The 23,614-nt window shown below is 44.2% G+C and carries 18 protein-coding genes; 10 read left to right on the forward strand and 8 right to left on the reverse strand.

What is annotated here, in order from left to right; translation table 11 throughout:
• Positions 1–431: 431 nt before the first annotated feature.
• The 3 genes from QUA04_RS22370 (at position 432) to QUA04_RS22380 (ending at position 1,954) form a co-directional block, all read left to right on the forward strand.
• Complete coding sequence (locus tag QUA04_RS22370) at positions 432–1,325, forward strand: CNNM domain-containing protein (protein WP_333260845.1); 894 nt, start codon at positions 432–434, stop codon at positions 1,323–1,325.
• 118 nt (positions 1,326–1,443) lie between these two features.
• A complete protein-coding gene (locus QUA04_RS22375; RefSeq protein ID WP_333260849.1) occupies positions 1,444–1,641 on the forward strand; it encodes a hypothetical protein in 198 nt (65 codons plus the stop codon).
• Positions 1,625–1,954 (forward strand): type II toxin-antitoxin system PemK/MazF family toxin, encoded by a 330-nt coding sequence (locus tag QUA04_RS22380; protein WP_333260852.1) that lies wholly within the window; start codon positions 1,625–1,627, stop codon positions 1,952–1,954. Before QUA04_RS22375 ends, QUA04_RS22380 begins: the two co-directional genes overlap by 17 nt.
• Here the strand turns inward: QUA04_RS22380 and QUA04_RS22385 are convergent.
• Positions 1,943–2,146, reverse strand: a complete 204-nt coding sequence (locus tag QUA04_RS22385) for a Rieske 2Fe-2S domain-containing protein (protein ID WP_333260855.1) — start codon at positions 2,144–2,146, stop codon at positions 1,943–1,945. The genes QUA04_RS22380 and QUA04_RS22385 overlap by 12 nt on opposite strands.
• 275 nt (positions 2,147–2,421) lie before the next feature.
• Here QUA04_RS22385 and QUA04_RS22390 point away from each other — a divergent pair, with 275 nt between their 5' ends.
• Positions 2,422–3,246 carry an HNH endonuclease gene (locus QUA04_RS22390; protein ID WP_333260858.1) on the forward strand — a complete coding sequence of 275 codons (825 nt, stop codon included), beginning with the start codon at positions 2,422–2,424 and terminating at the stop codon, positions 3,244–3,246.
• A gap of 2 nt (positions 3,247–3,248) precedes the next feature.
• Positions 3,249–4,457, forward strand: coding sequence for a DGQHR domain-containing protein (locus QUA04_RS22395; RefSeq protein WP_333260861.1), 1,209 nt, complete (start codon positions 3,249–3,251; stop codon positions 4,455–4,457).
• A 110-nt stretch (positions 4,458–4,567) separates the two neighbouring features.
• Here the strand turns inward: QUA04_RS22395 and QUA04_RS22400 are convergent, their stop codons facing one another.
• The 3 genes from QUA04_RS22400 to QUA04_RS22410 form a co-directional block, all read right to left on the reverse strand.
• Positions 4,568–8,851, reverse strand: a complete 4,284-nt coding sequence (locus QUA04_RS22400; RefSeq protein ID WP_333260864.1) for an O-linked N-acetylglucosamine transferase family protein — start codon at positions 8,849–8,851, stop codon at positions 4,568–4,570.
• Positions 8,852–8,873: 22 nt separating this feature from the next.
• Positions 8,874–10,202, reverse strand: a complete 1,329-nt coding sequence (locus tag QUA04_RS22405; RefSeq protein ID WP_333260867.1) for a glycosyltransferase family 1 protein — start codon at positions 10,200–10,202, stop codon at positions 8,874–8,876.
• 128 nt (positions 10,203–10,330) lie between these two features.
• Complete coding sequence (locus QUA04_RS22410; RefSeq protein WP_333260870.1) at positions 10,331–14,170, reverse strand: glycosyltransferase; 3,840 nt, start codon at positions 14,168–14,170, stop codon at positions 10,331–10,333.
• A 395-nt stretch (positions 14,171–14,565) separates the two neighbouring features.
• Between QUA04_RS22410 and ftsH3 the strand changes: the two genes are divergently transcribed.
• The 4 genes from ftsH3 to QUA04_RS22430 all read left to right on the forward strand — a co-directional run bounded on the left by ftsH3 (position 14,566) and on the right by QUA04_RS22430 (position 18,402).
• Positions 14,566–16,404, forward strand: a complete 1,839-nt coding sequence (ftsH3, locus tag QUA04_RS22415) for an ATP-dependent zinc metalloprotease FtsH3 (protein WP_333260873.1) — start codon at positions 14,566–14,568, stop codon at positions 16,402–16,404.
• Positions 16,405–16,551: 147 nt separating this feature from the next.
• On the forward strand, positions 16,552–16,914 hold the full coding sequence (locus QUA04_RS22420; protein WP_333260876.1) for a nuclear transport factor 2 family protein: 363 nt from the start codon (positions 16,552–16,554) through the stop codon (positions 16,912–16,914).
• 240 nt (positions 16,915–17,154) lie between these two features.
• On the forward strand, positions 17,155–17,793 hold the full coding sequence (locus QUA04_RS22425) for a bifunctional 4-hydroxy-2-oxoglutarate aldolase/2-dehydro-3-deoxy-phosphogluconate aldolase (RefSeq protein WP_333260879.1): 639 nt from the start codon (positions 17,155–17,157) through the stop codon (positions 17,791–17,793).
• 93 nt (positions 17,794–17,886) lie between these two features.
• On the forward strand, positions 17,887–18,402 hold the full coding sequence (locus QUA04_RS22430; RefSeq protein ID WP_333260883.1) for a L,D-transpeptidase: 516 nt from the start codon (positions 17,887–17,889) through the stop codon (positions 18,400–18,402).
• 194 nt (positions 18,403–18,596) lie between these two features.
• On the opposite strand, the gene QUA04_RS22435 is transcribed toward QUA04_RS22430, so the two are convergent.
• From QUA04_RS22435 to QUA04_RS22450, 4 genes are all read right to left on the reverse strand, one after another.
• Positions 18,597–19,421: a DUF1963 domain-containing protein gene (locus QUA04_RS22435; protein WP_333260885.1), complete on the reverse strand. Its 825-nt coding sequence runs from the start codon at positions 19,419–19,421 to the stop codon at positions 18,597–18,599.
• A gap of 72 nt (positions 19,422–19,493) precedes the next feature.
• Positions 19,494–19,775 (reverse strand): hypothetical protein, encoded by a 282-nt coding sequence (locus QUA04_RS22440; RefSeq protein ID WP_333260896.1) that lies wholly within the window; start codon positions 19,773–19,775, stop codon positions 19,494–19,496.
• On the reverse strand, positions 19,757–20,413 hold the full coding sequence (locus QUA04_RS22445) for an ester cyclase (protein WP_333260888.1): 657 nt from the start codon (positions 20,411–20,413) through the stop codon (positions 19,757–19,759). Before QUA04_RS22445 ends, QUA04_RS22440 begins: the two co-directional genes overlap by 19 nt.
• A 405-nt stretch (positions 20,414–20,818) precedes the next feature.
• Positions 20,819–22,408 carry an Hsp70 family protein gene (locus QUA04_RS22450; protein WP_333260891.1) on the reverse strand — a complete coding sequence of 530 codons (1,590 nt, stop codon included), beginning with the start codon at positions 22,406–22,408 and terminating at the stop codon, positions 20,819–20,821.
• A gap of 374 nt (positions 22,409–22,782) precedes the next feature.
• Here QUA04_RS22450 and QUA04_RS22455 point away from each other — a divergent pair, with 374 nt between their 5' ends.
• Positions 22,783–23,463, forward strand: coding sequence for a CPBP family intramembrane glutamic endopeptidase (locus tag QUA04_RS22455; RefSeq protein WP_333260894.1), 681 nt, complete (start codon positions 22,783–22,785; stop codon positions 23,461–23,463).
• The last annotated feature ends 151 nt before the right edge of the window (positions 23,464–23,614 follow it).

Consider the following 23,614-nt stretch of genomic DNA (forward strand, 5'->3'; position numbering starts at 1 on the left):
TACTTGAACGGCTTAATTGGTAATCAGCGAAGACCTGCATGAGTATCATTACTCACTACAGAAGTGACATGCTCCCGTTCCGGTGTTGTGAATAAGATTTTTTTTCCTCACATCTTGCACCATTTTCAAGAACAGGCTTTTCGGCCTGTTCCACAATAAAATTCATCTCTTGTGGAACAAGCCGAAAAGCCTGTTCCTAAACAAGTAATTGAGGATGGTGCGAAATCTCAGTTAAAACGAAGCGCGAAGACGCCAAGGGCGCGAAGGAAGAGAAGAGAAAGAGTTCACAAGTTCTACAGGTTAGGTGCGCTGAAGCGCACCTACGAATAAGGGTAGTGCGGATATCCGAAATGTGGGGGGATAAACCTATCTGAATCCCAAGCTAAAATAAAAGAATTAACCTAAAACCTCTATCATATTAGATATCTATCTTGAACAACCTTACGTGCCTGGAAATAGAAGTCGCTCAAACAACGCTGAGATTAGCAATGTTGGTAGGCTTAACACTTTTAATCGCCTTTTTTGTGGCGTCAGAACTAGCATTAGTATCAGCAGATCGCCATCAAATCCGCCAACTGACCCACTTGGACGATCGCCCAACTGCTAAAACCGCCGAACTCGTCCACCAAGCTCAAAACAACATACCGCATTACCTGTCTGTGACTCAAACTGGCACAACAGCAGGGAGTTTGCTGTTAGGTTGGTTGGGTGAGGGAGCGACTGTACACTGGATCGAACCGTGGATCGACAAATTGCCGATCGGTCATTTCCCGGCCGTGCTGACTGCTCATTCGATCGCAGTTCCCGCAGCATTCATCTTAGTAACTTACGTCGAGATAGTCTTAGGAGAACTAATCCCCAAAGTATTAGCAAACCACGCCCCAGAACGCACAGCTTTGCTGTTGATGCCTGCCCTCGAACTCTGCTCAAAATTACTGTGGCCGCTGCTAGCAATTCTCAACGGTACGGTGCGGCTGCTGACTGGTTGGATTACCAGTAAAGAGTCTCAACCCCTGCTGTTACCTTCCGAAGCAACTCTCGTTCAAAAAGATGCTCATTCGGCACTAATTTCTGGCCTATGGGAAGTGACCGCAGTTAACGAAAAACTTGGGTTAAACCTGCCGACTAACCCAGCTTACCAAACAATCGCCGGATTCGTAATCCACAATTTAGGTAAAATGCCCAATCAAGGCGATCGGCTATTGTGGGGCGAGTTAGAAATAGAAGCAGAAAATGTAGTAGAAGGCAGTTTAGAAACAGTGCTAGTGCGTCAGGTAACTCGCCCTTTGTTTGAGACTCAGCAGCCAGAATTCGTGTTGAATTGATTCTAAGTCAGGCTTAAATACTTCCTCGCTCTATGTGTGTTAGGTTGTAATTAGTTGCTCGCTGCGACAACTTACCAGAAATCTGCAAATTGCATAAAGCACAGTTTATGAGGTGGATATGCTAAAAACGCTTTGGGCTACTGTTCGACAAGGGAAAATTGAACTGCTGGAGTTATCAGAGTTACCCGAAGGGGCAAAAGTATTAGTAACACTCTTACCTGATGAAGAAGCTGAGTTTTGGCTTCAAGCCAGTCAAACATCATTAGATACAGTTTGGGACAATACTGAGGATGATGTTTATGGCCAGATCCTCTAAAAAGGACATAATTTTAGTTAGATATCCCTTTTCAAACTTGTCTAGTTCTAAGGTAAGACCAGCAATTGTTGTGAGTGCGCCGCACGTATCTCAAGACATTATGATTGTGCCATTGACCAGCAAAACTGCATCCTTACTTGAAGGTGAGTTCGTAGTCGCTGAATGGTCAACAGCAGGGTTAAATGTGGCTACAGCAGTCAAGCGAGGTTTGTATACAGTGCATGAAAGCTTGGTTGTAACGACACTTGGCAAATTAGCGGATTCTGATGCTGAGCGACTTGACCAATCTCTTCGAGGTTGGTTAGGGTTGTAGTGCAGCTATACAGTATAATATTTCCTGTTTGTGGGGTTTCGAATAAGGAGGGCGATCGCGCAATGCCGCAGCTTGTCCATCTTCTCCCCGAAAGATTGCCAGCCCCTCTCCGTCCAGCGATCGGGCTAAAACAGTGTTAGGTTGTAAGTGGTCACTCAGTGCGACAATGTACCAGAAATATGCAAATTGCATACAGTATACTTTATGAGGTGGATATTCTGAAAACGCTTTGGGGTAATGTTCGACTAGGGAAAATTGAACTGCTAGAGTCATGATAGTAGTTAAGAAATATTAAAAGGCGATGTAGTAATGCAGAAAAAGTGGGATCATTGATTACTACAAGAAATCGGTAGTAGATCGTATTGAAATATAGGAGCTAAGGAGCAAAGGGAAAAAAGGAAAGTATTACGATTAAAAGCAACGATTATTCATCTGAGTTTGAGAGAAAATCCAAAGAGAGTTATCCGATGCAAAAAAGTGTCGATGAAAATAACATTAACCCAGGAGAACAGCTAAGGGAATTTATCAAAAAACTTTTCCCTGCTGATGTCAAAAATGACTCCTTTATTTTAAGAATAGATTATCTTCTGCAAGCTGATGGAGAATTGAGAGATTTAGTTTACAATAGCACTATAAACTATGTATTGCGACGGCTTATAGTAACCGCTGATTATTTTAAAAGAAAGTGTGAAAAAGAGAATAAAGGAAATGAAAAATTCCGCACTGATTTGAGAGCTTTCCTGAAGGATGATATGCGCTTCCCTGAAAAGCATATTGGACGAATTATTGTCTTAATTAGTGAGTGTTTGGATAAGAGAAATGCAGACGTAGCAGACAGCACTAAACATAAAATAAGAAAGAGAGCCAGAAATAATAATAAGGCTTGCTATATCTGTGGTGGCGAACTGGAGTTTGATATAGGAGATTCATACAACTCAGTTCAAGTGGAGCATAAATGGCCGAAAGCAATGGGCGGTTCAAGTGATAATTTCAATCTTGAAGTCGCTTGCCCAAAATGTAATTGTAAAAAGTCCGATCATATAGATGCTAGCGATTTTCATTATGAAAAAATATGTCTTGTAAGTGATGAAAACGATCAACACTTTTCGACTGAGATGAACAGGGAATATGAATTGGCTTTATGGGCTAAAAGAGAATTTAAGTGTTCTATTTGTGAAAAATCAGCAGCGGATGCGGGAAAGTTAAAATTTGGACGCAAAAATCCCAATGATAGTTGGCATTTCTTAAATATAGAGATTTATTGCGAAAAACATCACGAAATAAGGGGATAGTTATGACTGAACATAAGTGTTATTTTGGCAGTTTAATATCACAGCGCACCGATAAAAATGTAACTCGTTTTTTTGTTTTTAATGCAGGCGCAAAAGATTTGAAAGAATGGTTGGGGATTCGACGAATAAAAGATGTCCCAAAAGGAGCGCAGCGTATACTAAGAAAAGCTAGAGCTAGTGCAGTTACAAAATTTATAGAGGCTAGTTCAATCAATACAATTCCTAATAGTATACTTATAGCTTTTGATCAAGACAAAGCCAAGTTTACATCTTTAAGTAAAGAAATTAGCGAAGGTATTATTCAAACAAAGAGTTCCTTAGAAAACCCTGTAAACATATTATTGAATGGCTGTGAGAATCAACTCGATTGGGGAATTATTAAGTTTTCATTTGAACCCAATGAACAAGAGGATGCTAAACCAGCACTTATTGTAGACGGACAGCACCGTCTGTATGGTATGTCTGATTTTGATAAAGAGAATTTACCAATAACTGTTGTTAGCTTAATAGATGCTACTCCTCAAGAACAAGCTTTCCAGTTTATTGTAGTAAATAATAAAGCAGTACGAGTTTCAGCGGAAAATGTCAAATCTATTATTGCAGATTTTAATGAAGATGAACTTGAGAAACGACTTGTACTAGCGCGTGTAAAATATGGTGATAAGCCACTGATACTTAGATCTCTTAATGATTCTCCATCAAGCCCATTTCAAAATTTATTAAATTGGTCTTATAACAGAGAGATTACAGAAGAAACTCAGCTAGTGCCAATTACTGCCATAGAACAAACAATGCGATATATTCGTAAGTCATTTACAGTGCTTGAAAATGATGAAGATTCCTTGATCGAGTTTTTCTGTGCAACCTGGAGAGCGGTGAAAGGAAATTATCCAGAGCTTTTTGGAAAAAATAATCAATTTATGACGAAGGCAAATATTAGTGCTTTCAATGAGTATATCACTGACCGATTGCTATATTTTTGGGAGATGGATTTACTAGATATATTTGAAAGTGATGAAATTGAACAAAAAGTGTTAGATATCATTAAACGTTTACCTCAAGAATTTTGGCTAGAAAATTGGAAGCTTAGAATTCAAGACACTCCAAATTTCCGAGAAATAATAAAAAATGATTTAAAGACTATAATTACTAATGCAAAATTAAGCAAAAACTGGAAGAATGGTTTAGAGTTGGTTGAAACAGAGGAATAGAGAATGTCCATATATTTGAAGCATTTCTTTTGCCCTTCCAAATCAAGTTTCAATTCCCTAACTAATCGATCGCGGTGGGCGAGCCGCTGCCCGCCCTACGCCAGATCCGTTTACTTCACAGCCACCTTAACCGCACCCCCAACCAACTGCTCGTAATCAGCCAACAACCACTCCGGCAAACAAGTATTTGCATCCTGAACCCGCAACTGTCCAGCGCGACAATACAGCATCGCCGCCAACAAATTATTCACAGCTTTAGGCGTTCCAAACCCTTTACTCAACTCAACAACCAACGACTTGAAAAACTCACGATCGCTCTCATTCAGCGGCTCGTTAATAAACCCGCTGCCCAGCATTGCTTTGTAACCCTTGCCAAAATCGCTCCGGTACAAAACTTCTACTTGTTCGCCGGAAACGCTCAGCCACAAATCTGCAATTTGCTTGCGAATATGCCGCAAATCTGCTATTACCAATTCAGCCGTCGGGTCTATTTCATAGAGATTGAGGGCAGCAGTTAATTGATTGAGAAACTGCGGCAGATAATCTTGTTTGACAAGTGTTGGTTCTGTTGCCGCAAATGCGCTTTCAAACACCTTTTCGTAATCTTCAAGCAACCACTGGGGCAAGCGGGTGCGAGCATCGGGAACCCGCATTTTTCCCGGAACAAAATACAGCATTGCCCCCAGCAGAGCATTGATAGCTTGAGGCTGCACCAACCCTTTGCTAATTTCGGTCAATTGCTGCAAAAATTTTTGTTCGGCTTCAGTCATTGCTTCAGCTTGCAAGCCGCAGCTAAGAATTGCTTGATATCCCTTGCGAACCTCTCCTCGGTAAAAGTTTTCGAGTTTTTCTGAAGGAACACTCAGCCAAAAATCAGCCATTTGTTTTCTGATTTGGCGAAGTTCCAAAACTATCGATTCGTCAGACGGATCGATGCGGTAAAGATTGACGCATCCTAACAGTTGATTCGCAAATTGCGGGGATTGAATGTATTGAGCTAGCAAGTCAGAACTTGAATCAGACTTGATGGCGGCTTCAGTCTCAAAAACTTGTTCGTAATCCCCAATTAACCAGTGCGGCAAACGGTTGCGAGCGTCGGGAATTCGCATAGTTTCCGGCGGGAAATACAGCATCGCCGCGAGCAAGGCGTTGACAGCTTTGGGATGCACTAATCCTTTGCTAATCTGGGTTAATTGCTGCAAAAATATTTGTTCGCTTTCGATCATCGGTTGACGTTGGAAACCGCTCTTGAGCAGGATTTGATAGCTGTTACCTGAAGCGCTTCTGTAGGCGGTTTCGAGGTTTTCGGCAGGAAGGTTCAGCCAAAAATCAGCGATTTGTTTGCGGATTTGACGCAGTTCGGATATTGCTGAGATGTTTGATGAATTTCTCTGGTAAAGCTGGACGTTATTCGAGAGGCTCTCCCCCAAATTTACCTGGGGGCTGCTATCCTCTAAGCTGCGGGATGCTTCTAGGTGGCTGGTTTGCCATTGGCCAAAGAGTTCTTGGAATAATTTGCCGATCGCCCCAGAATATGCAACACTGTCAAAACAGCGCGGATTGCCTTGCATTTTTTGCTGAATTTCCTGCCGTTTTTGCTGCCGCAATTGCGGGTTAGTGCCGAGGGTAACGGCTAGCTGAATGTAAGATGCTTCGTCATACGCAATTAAATTAGGCATTTGCAGTTCCCGCAGCATCGCCGAACCTTGGCGGAACCGCAAAGCATTTCCTTCCACAACCACCGCCGGCAATCCTACTTGCAAAGGATCAATTAACGATGTTGCCCCAGCATAAGGATAGGAATCGAGATAAACATCTGCTAGCTGCAAAAATTCTTTCACATCAGCGCGACTAGGCAGTTGTTTTACGAACCGCAAGCGGTTGTTATTCACGCCGTATTTAGCGCATACAGCGTTCAGATTGTTGACAAAAGGTGTCGCTGGATAGGTGCGAGTCCAAGCCGGCCCGAAGGGATATAAAATCAAGATTGAATCGGGTACAGCAGCTAGAATTTTTACCCAACTCTCCCTCAACTCCGGCAGAATTTTGTAGAAGTTGGCGCCGGAGATAAAAACTGTTGTATTGTCTGAAATTCCCAGACTTTGGCGGGTAGGTTTAACTGTAGCAACTTCCGATTCTGTTGCGTATGTGAAACAAAAACCGCTGCCTTCGAGAACAGCCAACTGTTCGCGATATTGTTTTTGATAACTAGCATCCGGCGCGGTAAATTGGCCTGCGATGTAGTAATCCATGTGCCGGATTCCGGTGGTTGTGGGGGAACAGAAAGAAGTAGTTTGTACCCGCGCTAAACGGTGGATTGCTAGTGAAGTCAGCGGTTTGTTAATAGCTGTTAAATTCGTACCGAAAAACAGGATATCTAAGTCGTCGGCGCGGATTGTTTGGACTTGCGATGCAAAGTCTTTCGGGAGTGCAACCAGTTTGTCGGCGCGACTTTGACAATATTGTTCTAATTGGTGGCCGCTGGTGTTGAGCGCGTACAGGTAAATCTCGAACTGGTTGCGGTTTAAATGCTCGAAAACCGGGATGGTAGCGAAGGTTTCGGTTTGTGGCGCGAAATGATCGTTGATGATGCCGACGCGGATTTTTGTCCGATTTGGCGATCGCGCCGGGAAGATACAATCAATTGAACTGCCGCGATTTTTGAGCGAAAACTCAATAATTTCCGCCCGTTTGGTGTAAATATCGCGTAGGTTTGCCGTGGTAAAGTACAGCGGGATAAAGTTCGCAACTTGCGCGAACAACAAAGCAATATTCTGCCACAGTGGCGAATCTGCATTTTTGAACAAATTAGTATGTAAATAATCAATCCAGCCTTGGATGAATTGATAGTAATTGTCTGCTTCTCCTCGGGTTTGAAATACGTTCGGGCAAGTAAACATGAATTTGAGATATTCGTTGGCGAACCAATTAGGCACTGTAGCGCGATCGTACTTGAGCGGCAATTGGTCTGCCCGCCGGTACAGCATGGCTGCGAGCAGGTAATTTATCGCTTTTGGCTCGTTAAATCCTTTCGCCACATTGGCGACTAATTCGCTCACAAAACTCTCTTCTGTATCCGTTAGCGGTTCATATCTAATATCGCTAGCCAGCAGCGCTTGGTGCTGTTTGCCTGCTTCGCCTGCAAAGGCACTTGCCACTTGTTCGGCTGGTAAGCTAAGCCAAATTGCAGCAATTTGTTTTCTAGCTTGGCGGACATTTGCTAGTGCAGATAAATCAGCAGAATTTTTCTGGTATTGCTCGATAATGCTTGACAATAAGATTGGAGCTTCAGGCGATTTTGCCGGGATTTGCTGTTGGCTCCCGCAGGCTTGCATCAACGCTGAACTAACTGTTATTGCCATTTTTGACCAAGAAAATTTGCGAGATTGTCCAAGTCCGGCAGCAATTAACGAGTTGCGAATATCCGGTTTCTGCACGTCAAGCAGGGCATTTCCCAGTGCATTAACATCATTTTCACCTACATAAAATGCTGCTTCGCCTGCTACTTCGGGAATCGAGCTGTTGGGACAAGTGACGACGGGACAACCGCAAGTCATTGCTTCCAATATTGGCAGTCCGAAACCTTCATACTTTGAGGGAAATATGAGGGCGATCGCAGCCGAGTAAGCCGCTCTTAATTCATCGTCGCCCAAATACAGCAGGTGGACGTTTACACCAGCAGTGTACTGTTGTAAAGTAGGTTCTAGCGAAGGTTGACCGCTAGTACAAACAACATCAAATCCAGACTTGCTGCTGAGTCTCGATAAAGCTTGAAAAAAAGCGCTCGTATTTTTATAACCGTTGAATCCCCAACGTTCTCCCACTATTAAAAAGTAGGGTTTCTCAATCCGGTGTGCAGTTTTAAATGCTTCTATTTCTGCTAGACTAGAAGGATAAAAATGTTTTTGAATGCCGCAGTGAGCGACAGTAATTGATGCGGGAGATATTTCGGGGAAAAACTTTACTAAGTCGCGGGCCGTGTTTTGGGAAATGGCGATGTAGGAAGATGCTTGGCGGATAGCATGATGTTTTTCTCGCCACATGGGATTATTTAGGTCGCCTCCGGTAACTTCGGGTATCATATCGTAGGCGACAAATGCCGATCGCGTGGAAATCGGTGTTGTATAGTAAGTAGAAACAAATAAATCTGCATTTTCTTGATCGCACATTTGCTGCAACATTTGTTGGTCAACATCGGTTTTGTTGTAATCGTAAACCGGAATCGAGCGATATTGAATGCCGGCAATCTTCGGTGCTGTGCCTGCGCGATCCAGCATTACTATATTCTCAGCAAAACCGCTTTTTACCCATTCTTCCATCAAAGACTGCCAAACGCGAGCAATCCCGCTTTTTTGCTGGCTTTGAAAAAATATGCCGTCAATAACTATTTTCATGATTGGTGAGTTTCCTGTAAAATTACGATAAAGCAGTTCGATAAGCAGCGATAGTTTCGTCAGTGCACCTTTGCCAGCTAAAAAGTTTAGCTTGTGCCAAGGATTTTAAAGACATACTTTCTCGCAGCGATGATTTGTTGTAGATTTCCAGCATACTATGACAAAGCGCGTCGGTATCTTTTGGATCTACCATAATTCCCGCTTGCCCAACTACTTCGGGAAGCGAAGATGTATTTGAGGTAATCACCGGTACTCCGCACTGCATCGCTTCCAGAGGCGGCAAACCAAAACCTTCGTAAAAAGAAGGATATACAAAAGCTAAAGCACCGCTGTAAAGAGCTGCCAAATCTGATTCCGGCACGTATCCAGTAAAAATTATCCGTTCTTTCAATAAACCCTGCTTGGAAACTTCTGCCATAATTCTGTCGTATTTCCACCCCGGAGTCCCCACTAACACCAGATACAAATCTTTGATTTTTTGTTCCTGAATCAGTTGAGCAAAACAGCGGATAGCGTGGTCTATATTTTTCCTAGGTTCTAGCGTACCCAAACTCAAAATGTAACTCGCATCAGGAATCCCGTATTTGCTGCGAATCGAGGCAATCTTTGCAGCATCGCGACAAGGATAAAATACACTCGGCTCCGCAGCTAAGTGAGTGACAAAAACTCTCGATTCGTCAATCTTGAGATAATTGCAAAGGTCGTTTTTAGTTGAATGCGATATGCAAATTACCCAATCCTTTTGAGAGATGCTGGCTAAGGTTTTTTTGTAAAGTAAAGGGATTTGCTCGCTCAGCAAAAACTGCGGGTACAAAACAGGAATCAAGTCATAGATAGTCAAAAAAATTTGAGCTTTACTTGTTTGCTTTGCCGAAACAGGGATTTCATCGTAGGGCGAGTGAAAAATATCTGCTGACTCTAAATTATTAGCATCTACCGCAACAAAGGAACCGCCCATGATTTGAACGGCATTTTGTAAATTGTTCTTCAAATGGTCAAAAACAGCTTTTTCCGCGACAGCATTGCCCGCCTCATTTGCTTTGATTTGAAGACCCAGCATATTGTAAACATCGAGTAGCTGCCTGTAAAAAAACCTGGCAAAGCTCGAATGCAGCAGGGGAATACCCGCTAATTTTGGATTGGTGTCCAGATAATCGAAACTCGCATCCAACAAATGCAAATACTGACTGACACAAAATAACAAATCGCATTCTTTCGAGTTTGCCAAATTCTCAGCAATACTTTCAACAACTCTAAAAATGCCGGTTCTAGCGCGCTGGTGCAGGTGTCCCTGTCCGAGGACAGAGATATCGTAAATAACTTTAATCTGATGTTCCCGTGCAATTGACATACTCGGTTAACTCGCTTCGTACACTTACAGGACTTACGCACTCAATGGCGGTGTTGAAAGGGTTCGAGATTCTTCGCAACACTTGGGAATGACAGGCAGAAATTATGCAGTCAACCGGCTGGGATTTCTCAACCATACAAAGCTGTTTTGTAAGCAGCAATTGTCTCCTGAGTGCACCTTTCCCAGCTAAACTTTTTCGCTTGCGCTAGCGACTTTAAAGACATTTCTTGCCGCAAAGCAGGTGTACGGTACAGTTTTAGGATGCTGTGGCAAAGTCCGTCAGCATCTGTCGGATCGAGCATAATTCCCGCATCGCCGACTACTTCGGGAAACGATGAATTATTCGAGGTGATGACAGGAATACCGCACTGCATTGCTTCTAAAGGCGGCAAACCGAAACCTTCATATAGCGAGGGGTAAACAAAAACCATCGCACCACTGTAGATGGCAGCTAAATCTTCATCGGCTACATAGCCAGTAATAATGATACGGTCTTTTGAGAGACCGAAGTTAGCAATTTCTTGAAAGATTTTGTCGTACTCCCAACCTTTGGCACCGACTAAAACTAAGCTGAGGTCTTTGATGCCTTGTTGCTGCACGACTTTTGCGAAGCAGCGGATGACGTGTTCAAGGTTTTTTCGAGGTTCTAATGTGCTGACACCCAAGATATACGGTGCGTTGGGGATGCCGTATTTATGCTTTACCGATGCAATATTTTCCGCATCATTGCAGGGGTAAAATAAAGCGGTATTTGCAGCTAGATGAGTTACAAACACTCTTTCCGGGTTGAGTTTGACGTGATTTAGCAAATCGTTTTTGGTGGCTTGAGATATGGAGAGAATGTAATCCTCTGCCGTTAAGCTGTTTAAAGATGCCTGCATTCTCTGGTAATCGGCATCATTTTTACCGAGAAAGAACTGCGACAATATGATGGGAATCAAATCGTAAACTGTGGCAAAGTTTTTGAGTTTTTTGCACTCGCGTGCTTGGTGCGGAATGTGATAGAAGGTCGCGTGGAAAATATCGGCTTCGCTCAAGCTCTCCTGGTCGATTAAATGGCTCCGCTGCTGGGAAATGCCGATCGAATTTGAAAGGTATTTTTTTAATTGGTCTGTTAAAACTTTGGATTGGGGTTCTTGGTTTTGTCCAGGGCAGATTTTTTCCCTGTTTTCTAGCATCTTGTAAAGCTCCATTAATTTGCTTTCAAAATTTCTGAAAAAGCTGGAGTGAGCCAAAGGTATCCCCCGAAAAATTGGCTGAGTCTGCAAGTAATCCAGGCAACTTTTCACGGCGTACCAAGAATGAGTCGCGCCAAAAGATAAATCGAACTGTTTCGAGGCAATTAAACCCGATGCGATATTCTCTATGACTCTGGCAACACCGGTTCGAGAACGGGAATCGTAGTGTCCGTATCCCAGTACAGATATGTCATAAAAAATTTTGATAAACTCCTGCTGTTTTTCGCCATACGCATAGACTGGCGGGTAAGACTCTGCATATATTTCCTGCGGTTTGTGGATTATTAAAAGCAACGAAGTTGCAATGTAACCGCCCAATTCTATTTTCAGGTGCGGTGCCCATTGATTGCTAAGATCTTTCATCGGCGTCAAATCGTATTTGCTGTCGCCCATCCAGTAATCTGGAGGTTCTACGCGATATCCCTCGGCTGTTAGTTCGCTGATTAAACGCTGAATGTCTCTGTGTCTGAAGAATACTAAATTGTCTGTGTTTAAGGTTTCTTCATTTGATGAACAGTTGAACTCTGTTGTATGAATTGCGATACCACCGGGCTTTAAGCATTTCAGAGATTCTTTGACAAATCTAAGTCCGTGTTCGATCGAACCTATATGCTCAAAGGCACAGGAAGACCAAATGAAATCAAACTCACCTTGCTTTAAGTCTTCGGGGATATTGTTCATGTCAACTTCGCGGAAGCTGACAAGTTTGTCAAAGGTTTCTGGCGGGCAGATTTGCTTTTCGTTAAGTGCTTGTTTCCCGCGGCAAAGTTGATCGGTTGTGCCCCAGTGTTCCTTGGCTTCAGGAATGTCGTAATTTTGGTCTGTGGCAACAATTTCGCACCCTAAAGAAGCGAATGCTGACGGTAGCGGTTCGTTACCAACCGCAAAACCCATGCCTTTTTTTCCGGCTTTGAGAAATCCTCTTTCATTCAAAGCTTGAGACATGACAACCCACTCCCAATATTTGCGGTGAATAGTTCTGGAAGCTTGGAGTTTGTCAATCCAATGCTCATAGTAATCTGTCTGAAAGTCTCTGTTGACGCACAGCTTGCTTGTTACTCGACTAATTACTGGTGGCTGTTTGTCGGCGGTTGGGGGTTGAGTCAATGCCGAGCGAGTTGCGGGAATTTTGGTAATATCTAGGACGGCGATCGCATTCGGTTTGTGGATTATTAAAAGCAAGGAAGTTGCAATGTAACCGCCCAATTCTAGTTTCAGGTGCGGTCCGAGGTGATTGTGAGGTTCTTTCATCGGCGTCAAATCATATTTGCTATCGCCCATCCAGTAATCTGGAGGTTCTACGCGATATCCCTCGGCTGCTAGTTCCCCGATTAAACGCTCAATGTCTCTGTGTCTGAAGAATACTAAATTGTGTGCGTTTACGGTTCCTGCATTTGACGAACAGTTGAACTCTGTTGTATGAATTGCTATACCGCCGGGCTTTAAGCATTTCAGAGATTCTTTGACAAATCTGAGTCCGTGTTCGATCGAGCCTATATGCTCAAAGGCACAGGAAGACCAAATAAAATCGAACTCACCTTGCTTTAAGTCTTCGGGGATATTGTTCATGTCAACTTCGCGGAAGCTGACAAGTTTGTCAAAGGTTTCTGGCGGACATATTTCTTTCTCGTTAAGAGCTTGTTTGCCGCGGCAAAGTTGGTCGCTTGTCGCCCAGTCTTCCTTAGCTTCAGGAATGTCGTAACTTTGGTCGGTGGCGACAATTTCGCAGCCCAAAGAAGCGAATGCTGACGGTAGCGGTTCGTTGCCAACCGCAAAACCCATGCCTTTTTTTCCGGCTTTGAGAAATCCTCTTTCGTTCAAAGCTTGAGACATGACAACCCACTCCCAATATTTGCGGTTAATCATTGTGGGAGCTTTGAGTTTGTCAATCCAATGCTCATAGTAATCTGTCTGAAAGTCTCTGTTGACGCACAGCTTGCTTGTTATTCTACTAAATACTGGCGGCTGTTTGTCGGCGGTTGGGGGTTGAGTCAATGCCGAGCGAGTTGCGGGAATTTTGGTAATATCTAGGACGGCGATCGCATTGGCAAAATTAAAAGGTAAATTGTATTGCGCGCTAACAAGTTCTTCGGGATTGGCTTGTACCCAAACAGAAGGCTGCGGCTGCGATTTGTCAACATTAACTAATTTTAAATAACTGGCACTGACCGCATTTTTAGGAATATTGTATCGCTCGAATAAGAGATTTAAGTAATCTTGACTGAACTGGATGTACCACCCCCTTTCGAGGAATCGGCCGAAGGGTACTGTAATCAGTGCTCTACCGTTATCTGACAGCAAATCGTAGACTTTGGCGATCGCCTTTAAAGGCCCTTGCCAATCATATTTTTCCCGATCTTCACCGTAAGCTTCACTCGGGTCAGAGCCTTGGCCTATGTGTTCTACTGTAGAGATGCAAATTATACCGCTATACTTCTCTTCAGGATCAACATCCATTAAATCAATTTTGTCTACTCCCACAGCAGTTTCGTATTTGTCGATAATTCTTCTAGCTTGAATTTCGGCAATATATGTCGGGATCAGTTCGGGGTAATATTGCAGCACGTTACCCACTTCCAGCAGTTTGCTTTTATCCTTCAATCCGGCAATAAAGTTGCAGGCTATGGGTATTTCTACCGCTCTCTCCGAGGCGGGATAGTTGTTGTGCTTGAGCCGGTTGTAGGCCAGCCGTTGACCGTTGAAAATGAAAGTATCTTGCGAATCTGGCATTTTGAGTTTTCCTTGGGCTATTCGCGATTGGTGAATTGTGATCGGTTCATCTTAAATTTATACGTCAAATTCTCGGTCAAAACAGGAGTTGCGTTTCAATGCCGCGTGGTGCAAAAAGCGTGCAACTGCGAACAAGCTAATTTCTCAGTCGATCGAGGGACAATCTATTGACAAATTCTGTTTTATAGTGTATGTGGAAAGGCAACGATTAAGACAGCACCCGCATCTCCTGACGAAGCCCTGGGCAGTTCGGTTTCCACAACCTCACATCAGACCGCCGCAGCATGGCCGGGATTCCTCACCCCACAAAAACAAGTTACAATTACGTTAAGATTGATGAACATAAATAAAAATTCCCAAATCACAGGGACTAAAAATTAGGAGGATCGACCTCGGTGAATAAACGGTGGAGAAACGCTGGCCTGTACGCACTGCTGGCTATTGTAGTCATTGCCTTAGCAACGGCTTTTTTTGACAAACAGCCCCCAAGCCGCGAAGTTTGGAAGTACAGTCAATTCATTCAGGAAGTCGAAGGCAAGAGAGTAGACAAAATAAATATCAGTTCCGATCGCAGCAAAGCCCTGGTCACAGCCCAGGACGGCAACAAGGTCATCGTCAACCTGCCGAACGACCCCGAACTGATCAACATCCTGACCAAAAATAACGTAGATATTTCAGTTCTGCCACAAAGCGACGAAGGCTTCTGGGTAAAAGCCCTCAGCAGCCTGTTCTTCCCGATTTTGCTTTTGGTCGGACTGTTTTTCCTGGTGCGGCGCGCCCAAAACGGGCCCGGCAACCAAGCCATGAACTTCGGCAAATCCAAAGCTAGAGTCCAAATGGAGCCACAAACTCAGGTGACTTTCGGCGACGTGGCCGGCATCGAACAAGCCAAGCTAGAGCTCGCAGAAGTCGTGGACTTCCTGAAAAATGCAGACCGCTTCACCGCAGTCGGAGCAAAAATCCCCAAAGGCGTGCTGCTGGTCGGCCCTCCAGGAACAGGCAAAACCCTGCTCGCAAAAGCCGTTGCTGGAGAAGCAGGCGTTCCCTTCTTCTCGATTTCCGGTTCAGAATTTGTGGAAATGTTCGTGGGTGTCGGTGCTTCCCGCGTCCGCGATTTGTTTGAACAAGCTAAATCTAACGCTCCTTGCATCGTATTTATCGATGAAATTGACGCGGTAGGCCGCCAGCGGGGCGCTGGTTTGGGCGGTGGTAACGACGAACGGGAACAAACCCTGAACCAGTTGCTGACCGAAATGGACGGCTTTGAGGGTAATACTGGCATCATTCTGATTGCTGCCACAAACCGCCCCGATGTGCTCGATGCGGCGCTGCTGCGTCCGGGTCGCTTCGATCGCCAAGTTGTAGTCGATCGCCCAGACTTCGGAGGCCGCCTAGAAATTCTCAACGTTCACGCCCGTGGCAAAACTTTGTCGAAAGACGTGGACTTGGAAAAAATCGCCCGCCGGACACCCGGTTTCACCGGTGCGGATTTGTCCAACCTACTCAACGAAGCAGCAATTTTAGCCGCCCGCCGCAACTTGACCGAAGTCTCGATGGATGAAGTCAACGATGCGATCGACCGCGTGCTCGCAGGCCCGGAAAAGAAAGACCGCGTGATGAGCGAAAAGCGCAAAACTTTGGTAGCTTACCACGAAGCCGGTCACGCTTTAGTGGGCGCGCTGATGCCCGATTATGACCCCGTGCAGAAAATTAGCATTATCCCCCGCGGCCGCGCTGGCGGTTTGACTTGGTTCACACCAAGCGAAGATCGGATGGATTCTGGCTTGTATTCTCGGTCTTACTTGCAAAATCAAATGGCGGTAGCTTTGGGCGGCCGCATTGCTGAAGAGATTGTCTTCGGCGAGGAAGAAGTAACAACCGGTGCGTCGAACGACTTGCAGCAAGTGGCAAGAGTAGCGCGGCAAATGGTGACTCGCTTCGGAATGAGCGATCGGCTAGGCCCTGTAGCTCTGGGTCGCCAACAAGGCAATATGTTCATGGGTCGCGATATCATGGCTGAACGCGATTTCTCCGAAGAAACCGCAGCGACGATCGACGATGAAGTGCGTTTGTTGGTAGAACAAGCTTATCGCCGCGCTAAAGATGTACTCGTTGGCAACCGCCATGTCCTTAATGCTTTGGCAGATATGCTAGTTGAAAAGGAAACTGTGGATGCGGATGAATTGCAAAATTTGCTGGCCAACAGCGATGTCAAGATGGCGACGATCGCCTAATCAATTTTGGATTTTGGATTTTGGATTTTAGATTAAATCTAAAGTTTGAAATCAATAATTGGGGTGATTCTTGGATTGTCGGGAATCGCCCCGATTTTTTTGTAGGCACACAGGAAGCAGCGAAAAAAAGCATTGGAGTAGCAAACCATGATCGTCACTGAAGATAGAGCGCGTGAACTTGCACTTGATTGGGTAGAAGCTTGGAATACTCATAACCTCGATCGAATCATGTCCCATTACGCAGAAGATGTAATTCTGATATCGCCTGTCGCAGCGCAACTGCTAAACGAACCATCTGGGACAGTGACAGGCAAAGAAGCGCTACGAAACTACTTCAAAAAGGGGCTGGAAGTTTATCCTGACCTCAAATTTGAGTTGCTTGATGTGATGTGGGGAGTTTCCAGTGTTGTCCTTTACTACATCAACCAAAAAGGCACGAATGCAGGTGAGTTTATGGAAGTCAGTTCAACCGGAAAAGTGACTAAAGTTGTTGCTCATTACAACGGGTAGAGCAAGGTTATGCAAATGACGGTAATATGGATGGCACAACCGAGCGATGCTGAGGCTTTACTTACTCTAGCTAGCGAGTCAAACGCAGTCCACTCGCCTGTGGTGTAAAGAAAATAACGCAATTTTAACCGCCCCCTCGGAAACCCACGGAGGTGGGTTTTGTTTGTATAGACGCGGTTTCAACCGCTCGGTCTTCCGATATGAACTATATTGAATTATCTGGGGGGAAAATCAGTTAGCATGAATCATCAATCTTGGTTGACACTACTAAAAAAACACCGGGCGATCGCAGTTATCCGCTCCTCAGAAAAGCAACTTGCTTGGCAGATGGCATCATCGGTAGCAGCCGGAGGAATCCAATTTATTGAAATTACTTGGAACACGCACAAAGCTGCTGAATTAATTGCCCAACTCCGGTCGGAATTCCCTACTTTTAGTATTGGCACTGGCACTTTATTAAACTTAGAAGAGTTACAGCAAGCAATAGACTGCGGCGCTCAATTTCTGTTTACTCCGCACACCGATTTAGCGATGATTAAAACCGCAGTTGACGCGGGAGTGCCGATCGTCCCCGGTGCTTTTTCTCCCACGGAAATTGTCACCGCGTGGCAAGCAGGCGCTACCTGCGTTAAAGTGTTTCCGATATCGGCTTTGGGAGGCGCGGCTTACCTGAAAAGCCTGCAAGGTCCCCTGGGAAACATTCCTTTAATTCCCACGGGCGGGGTGACGCTGGAAAATGCCAAAGTATTTATTGACGCCGGCGCGATCGCCGTTGGTTTAGCCGGAGACTTATTTCCTAAACACTTAGTGGAAAATCGCGATTGGCGCGCGATCGTCCAAATTGCACGAGATCTTACCCAAAACTTAACAACTTGTTAAGCCCTCTTTCCAATCCAACATTTCAAATCTAAAATAGGACAAGCCCATCTAAAATCTAAAATCTAAAATCTAAAATAGTACGAGGTGTAAGGAATGAACAGGATTATCAACTCAAATTACTTCCGCCGCGCTGGAACTTTCTGTGCCGGCTGCGCCCTAACAATTGCTGCATTCTGTGGCGGTTCTATTCATGCAATTGCAGGCGAACAGCACAACATAATTGCCAATAAAATTATGATGTTGCAGCAATCCAGCGAACGCTGGATTGAAATTGATTTGTCAAGACAAAGATTAATAGCTTGGGAAGGAAATACACCCGTTTACGCGGTGATTATTTCCAGCGGCAAATCCTCGACTCCCACCCGCACGGGAACCTTTGCCGTTCAAACCAAATACCGCGTTGCTAGAATGACTGGGCCAGACTACGACGTGCCGGACGTTCCCTATACAATGTATTACGACGGCGGCAATGCAATTCACGGCGCTTACTGGCACAATTTGTTTGGCAATGCCGTTACTCACGGCTGCACAAATGTAGCTGTAAATCACGCTAAATGGCTATTTGAATGGGCCTCGGTGGGAACACCCGTGGTGGTGCACAAATCTTAGGTTTAGGGAATTGGGAATTGGGCATCGGGCATCGGCCATAGTCGAACATTATTAGAACTTATGCACCGATGGTCAGAAACCTGGTTTTTTTGGGAAATACTGCGTTACAGCCGTAGATTCGGTCAAAAACCCGGTTTCTTTGATCGGAGTTCATCTGTTGTGTTTTTTTTAGCTTGCTTACTTCATTACTGCCTTCAAGCACAATCCCAATTATATAAAACCTCAGTAAAATCTAATTCTCTGAGTGCTGATTCATCAATAAAAAAGTTACCTACACCAGTGTCTCCCCACATGATATCTACTGTCTCATTGCAATCGGTATCCATTTGCAATAGAAGAATGTCTAGCTTTTGTTTTTGCTCGGGGTTACTACTATATTTTCTTACGTCCTCTTGTGTAAAATTAGGATAACCACCTATTTTATGACCAACGGATTGCGATATTTCTAGGTACTCATCCTCTATTTCAGAGTTCATAAATAACTCTTCAATTTCCGATCCTAAAATTTCTGTAAATTGGTAGTCACTGGTACTAATCGGCGCATATTTTTTAGTAAATTGCAAGCCGTAACAGCCCTGAACAGGAAAATATTGTGGTTCCGGCAAAAAATCATAATTGGTAATGATGTTTTCAACTTGGAGGTCTGGCTGAGGAAAATAGATTATTTTGAATTTTGGTTCGACTGCGGAATTATCTACATTGGCGTAATTGTCGAAATCTAAACCATACACGTCATCGTCGGCTATATAGAACTGTAAGATACCCCGATCGGGAAAACCATCTAAAGGCGGTATTTCATCAAAGTTGAGTTGCGCTAGCAAAAATAAATATTTACCGTCAGGAGTTTTTGGATACTCAAAGCCTTTAGGTAAATAAGGCAATCCCCCAAATTTACTCTGCCACCAATTAACGTCCTCATTATTGGTTTGAATTTCGATGTAAGGTTTAATGGTAGCTTCGATTCTGTCACGATAGTTTTCTAGTTCTGGAGAGAGTGGAAATTCTAGTTTGTAGTTCATCTGCTTTTAACAATTTGTTTTAACGCAATCAGTAGGGTGCGCCGAAGCGCACCTTACCTGTAAAAGCTATTCTTAACTTAGCTGCACCACTGGTTTATCCTCTAACAAAGTTTGATTAGTCAGCAAATCTTCCACGGTAATTCGCAAAAAGCGCTGTTCGTCAACGCGGAATAAAACTTTTATGCGATCGCTCCTCGGATACCCAGGCGGCGTCAAGCGAAAGCAAGCGTCTCCCTCGCTTTCGCTACTTATAGCGACGGAGACGCTTGCACTGCAACTCGAACAATTATTTATGATTCCGATTCCAGCGAAAACGATATGACCTCTTCCTTTGATTAATGACTCACGGGACATCCTCCTGTCGTTAACCCTGTTAAGAAATTATTGGTGTCAAAGAAATGTTCTACAGACTCAATCTTTAAATCCTCTGTGACTTTAGCAATGCTAAGACCAATAATTTCAATAGTTTCTCCTGTCCCTTGATGATCTTTGTAAGATCCCTTAAAAGTACCCCAGTGTCTCCACTTAAACACAACGTTAGGAGGCCCTGCAAGGACTTCGACTAATTCCCAGAGAAAGCCATCGGGAAAAGCTGTGTGAAAGAGGTTGTAGGAGGATTGAAAGGTTTCATCAGAGGCGCGGTAGTGATCTGAGTTTTCTAGAAAGAGATTATAGGTTCCCTGATCTACAACTTCTTGGGCTGTGTATTCTTTTCCTCCATTAGTGCTCATACGGAATTTATCCGTAACTACAGAGAGCCATTGTTGGGGATTGGTTTTGAAGGATGCTTCCATTTCAAATGTTCTCACCAAATTATAGGCGATCGCATTTAAAGACCCTTCGGCATGATTGTGTTTCTTTTCCTTTTCCAAGAAAGCATTAGTGCGAGAATAGTCTGGACGATTCCCGTCCCGCCATTCTACTCCATCATCCTGTTTCAGAACTTCTTCTCTATCTTGCACCCAGAGGGGTAAAGCGGGAGTGGTACTCATACCTGTTAATCTCCTAGAATTAGCGTTAATTAAAATCTTGATACTACAATGAAAGGCTGACGGTTCAGATTCAAGAGTATTTTAAAGAAAAGTCTATGCCTAAAGTGGTAGCAGTGTCAATCCCCTACCCAGCCATAAATCTAACTATAGGCATAGGTTGTCGTCTCCAACAGACATCTCCAAAAACTAACTAATTCCTAGGAAGAGCCTGGGAACGGATGTCCAGAGGAAGAGCCTGGCTTTCTGAGCCGGAAAATTCGAGGATCTTCCTCCGGATCTGCGTTCCCAGGAAGAGCCTGGAAGTAAACCAGTAATTTCTTAGTCCCCCTCTGGTCGGACGAAAGTTTGACTCTATGCAGCTATTTCAAGAGCCGAATTATCTACCAAATGATCTAAAGTCTATCCTTAACTTAGCTGCACCACGGGTTTATCCTCTAACAAAGTTTCATTTGTTAGCAAATCTTCCACGGTAATTCGCAAAAAGCGCTGTTGGTCAACGCGGAACAAAACTTTTATGCGATCGCTCCCCGGATACCCAGGCGGCGTCAATTGAGCGATGCTGCGTGCTCCTTCTTTATCATTTAAGGGCTGTACCGATGTTTGGCCCGCGAGTTGGCGAGTAATTAGCCTGTCGCCGTCAAAATATATCTCCGTGCCACCAGTTTCCGCTCCCAATTCGCCGATAATTAATTCTATACTCGGCTGATTTTCTAAAGAAGCCCCCAAGACTAATTCTACCGGTTCGCTCATCGGATAAGACTGACCGGATTTAATTAAACTGTGCCAACTGTGGCAATTGTCGCGGCGGTTCCAGTAGCGAATTCCGTAACTGTGATAGAGAAAATCTTTGATTTCTATGCCTTGACTCAGTTGCAGAGCACCTTGGGCGATCGCCTCAAAGGGTTTGTCGCAGCGAATTTTTGTCTGATCGAAATATTGCTGCACCCAACGCCCCACAGCGGGAATTTGTACAGTACCGCCAACTAGCAAAACCGCGTCGATGTCGCCAATTTCTAAGCCTTGGCGTCGCGCTTGCTGCAATACTTGATTCATGCACTCGTCGAGTTTCTCAAAAAACTGATGATCCGCGATGATAGATTCAAAACGAGATCGGTCTAATTCTAATTCGTAACTCTCAAAATTTTCGTCATCAAAATAAACCTCAACTGCCTGATTCACTAAAGACAACTGAATCTTTAACCGTTCTGCCAATCTCGTTGTAATCGGAGATTTTGCCAGCCCTTTTGTTTGAACAAAATAATCCACCAGCCAATTATCAATATCAGAACCGCCTAAATTTTGTCCGGCTTTAGCCAAAACCCGGGCAACTTTTGTTTTTTGTGCTGAAGATTCAGCTAATAGCTTTTCGCCCCACTTCAGGATAAAACCGAGGGGCTTTTTGTCGGAGGAAGCGTCCAAACGCACCAAAGAAAGATCGAGAGTTCCGCCGCCGAAATCAATGACTAACAGATTTTCGCGATCGGCCAAACCGTAACCCAAAGCAGCCGCCGTAGGTTCGTCCAACATCCGCACCTGTTCTACTTCCAGAGATTGAGACACTTTGCCCAACCAATGGCGGTAAGCTTCAAAACTATCGACCGGCACAGTAAAAATCAAAGAATCGATCGGCAAGGGAAGTTGGCGAATTGAACTCACAATTTTACTCAAATACCACTCACCTACTTGTTCAAAAGTAATAAGTTGCCCGTCAAGTTCCGGCACAAAACCCTGAACTAAAGTGCCAATTCCCCGCTTAAAATTGCGAAAAAACCGAGAATCTCCACTCAAATCAAGGCCTCTGTCGCGGACTTGCTGACCGAGTATTACTTTATTTGCCGCAGCGTCCTCAACGTAGAGTAAACTGGGAATTAGGGGCGGATTTTGAGCCGAGATTGCCGACAATCCCGGTAATTTCAAAGTTTCAGCCTGCTGGAGGACTTGATTCCAGCGAGCGACGACGGTGTTGCTAGTTCCAAAATCAATTGCGATCGTCATTCAGCCAATATACACAGCTACTAGGGATTTAATCATATTATGGTATTTCGAGTCACCAATGCCAACAAATTATCAAATTGTGCTTGAATAAAGACTTTGTTGCTACACAAACTCCTTTAACGGCGGAGTCTTCAATTTTATGCAACTGGATATTTTTCGATGCCACAAATAAGCACCACTTTTATAAGCGGCACAAAACTCATACCATTTTAGATTTAAGAGTGAAAAATGGGGAATGAATGACTCCATAAAGGTTTGGATCACTGGCCTACACTTACATGGTTTTTTGAAAGTGGTATCGCCTGTCCGCAGTGACCAATATTTTACCTTTGATCTTAATCCTATTTTCAATTGAAGCGTGAAAAATGCTGGATATGGGCGATCGCAAAAAAGCACTATTGGCTCTAACAGTGCTTGTCCCTGCTGCTAGTATTGGTATCATAGCAGCCTTGTATATTGCCCCTGGAAGCTGGGGACCAGCACTGTCAGTCTTATGTCAAGTTTGGTTGCTAGTTTTTCCGCTCGCGTGGTCTGTTTTTGTCGATCGCGAAAAGCTGCGTTTATCCCTGCCCAAGCGCCAAGAATTGCTGGCTGGATCTATTTGGGGAATATTCATGTTTGCGGTGATTGTGGGTATCTATAGCCTTTTTGGCCAGCAGTGGATCGATCCTGTAGTTGCTCAAGAAAAATCGTACCAATTAGGTATTAGCAGCCCTACTATTTACTTGATTGTAGAAGCATATTTTGTGCTAGTTAACTCGCTGATTGAAGAATTTACTTGGCGGTGGTTTGTCTGCAACAAGTGCCAGATTCTTATACCGGGAACAAAAGCAATATTTCTGAGTTCGCTATTTTTCACAATCCACCACATTTTTGTAATAGCAGCTTACAGCGACTGGCAGGCTGTGATCTTAGGAGCCTTAGCTGTCTTCGCTGCCGGAATAATTTGGTCGCACTCTTACCTGACTTACCGTTCGCTTTGGTCGAGTTATATCAGCCACGCGAGCGCAGATTTGGCGTTGGCAATTATTGGTTGGCAAATCCTCTTTAACTAGCTGCTTTTTCAGCGACTATCGTCGGCAATTATACAGTAAAAATTGACCCTTTTCCCAACTAGCTCTCCCGACTAATATAGCATTTCTTACAAAGGTGAGGTACAATAACAGCAGTGAGTAAACCAATTCCAAATATTTGCTGATGTAACTT

Source organism: Microcoleus sp. S13_C5 (genome assembly GCF_036700845.1).
Classification (GTDB): domain Bacteria; phylum Cyanobacteriota; class Cyanobacteriia; order Cyanobacteriales; family Microcoleaceae; genus Microcoleus.

What these genes read in the sequence shown, in the direction of transcription:
- QUA04_RS22375 (WP_333260849.1), top strand. Translation starts at nt 1,444, where the DNA reads ATGCTAAAAACGCTTTGGGCTACTGTTCGACAAGGGAAAATTGAACTG.
- QUA04_RS22380 (WP_333260852.1), top strand. Translation starts at nt 1,625, where the DNA reads ATGGCCAGATCCTCTAAAAAGGACATAATTTTAGTTAGATATCCCTTT.
- QUA04_RS22385 (WP_333260855.1), bottom strand. Translation starts at nt 2,146, where the DNA reads ATGCAATTTGCATATTTCTGGTACATTGTCGCACTGAGTGACCACTTA.
- QUA04_RS22390 (WP_333260858.1), top strand. Translation starts at nt 2,422, where the DNA reads ATGCAAAAAAGTGTCGATGAAAATAACATTAACCCAGGAGAACAGCTA.
- QUA04_RS22395 (WP_333260861.1), top strand. Translation starts at nt 3,249, where the DNA reads ATGACTGAACATAAGTGTTATTTTGGCAGTTTAATATCACAGCGCACC.
- QUA04_RS22400 (WP_333260864.1), bottom strand. Translation starts at nt 8,851, where the DNA reads ATGAAAATAGTTATTGACGGCATATTTTTTCAAAGCCAGCAAAAAAGC.
- QUA04_RS22405 (WP_333260867.1), bottom strand. Translation starts at nt 10,202, where the DNA reads ATGTCAATTGCACGGGAACATCAGATTAAAGTTATTTACGATATCTCT.
- QUA04_RS22410 (WP_333260870.1), bottom strand. Translation starts at nt 14,170, where the DNA reads ATGCCAGATTCGCAAGATACTTTCATTTTCAACGGTCAACGGCTGGCC.
- QUA04_RS22420 (WP_333260876.1), top strand. Translation starts at nt 16,552, where the DNA reads ATGATCGTCACTGAAGATAGAGCGCGTGAACTTGCACTTGATTGGGTA.
- QUA04_RS22425 (WP_333260879.1), top strand. Translation starts at nt 17,155, where the DNA reads ATGAATCATCAATCTTGGTTGACACTACTAAAAAAACACCGGGCGATC.
- QUA04_RS22430 (WP_333260883.1), top strand. Translation starts at nt 17,887, where the DNA reads ATGAACAGGATTATCAACTCAAATTACTTCCGCCGCGCTGGAACTTTC.
- QUA04_RS22435 (WP_333260885.1), bottom strand. Translation starts at nt 19,421, where the DNA reads ATGAACTACAAACTAGAATTTCCACTCTCTCCAGAACTAGAAAACTAT.
- QUA04_RS22440 (WP_333260896.1), bottom strand. Translation starts at nt 19,775, where the DNA reads ATGTCCCGTGAGTCATTAATCAAAGGAAGAGGTCATATCGTTTTCGCT.
- QUA04_RS22445 (WP_333260888.1), bottom strand. Translation starts at nt 20,413, where the DNA reads ATGAGTACCACTCCCGCTTTACCCCTCTGGGTGCAAGATAGAGAAGAA.
- QUA04_RS22450 (WP_333260891.1), bottom strand. Translation starts at nt 22,408, where the DNA reads ATGACGATCGCAATTGATTTTGGAACTAGCAACACCGTCGTCGCTCGC.
- QUA04_RS22455 (WP_333260894.1), top strand. Translation starts at nt 22,783, where the DNA reads ATGGGCGATCGCAAAAAAGCACTATTGGCTCTAACAGTGCTTGTCCCT.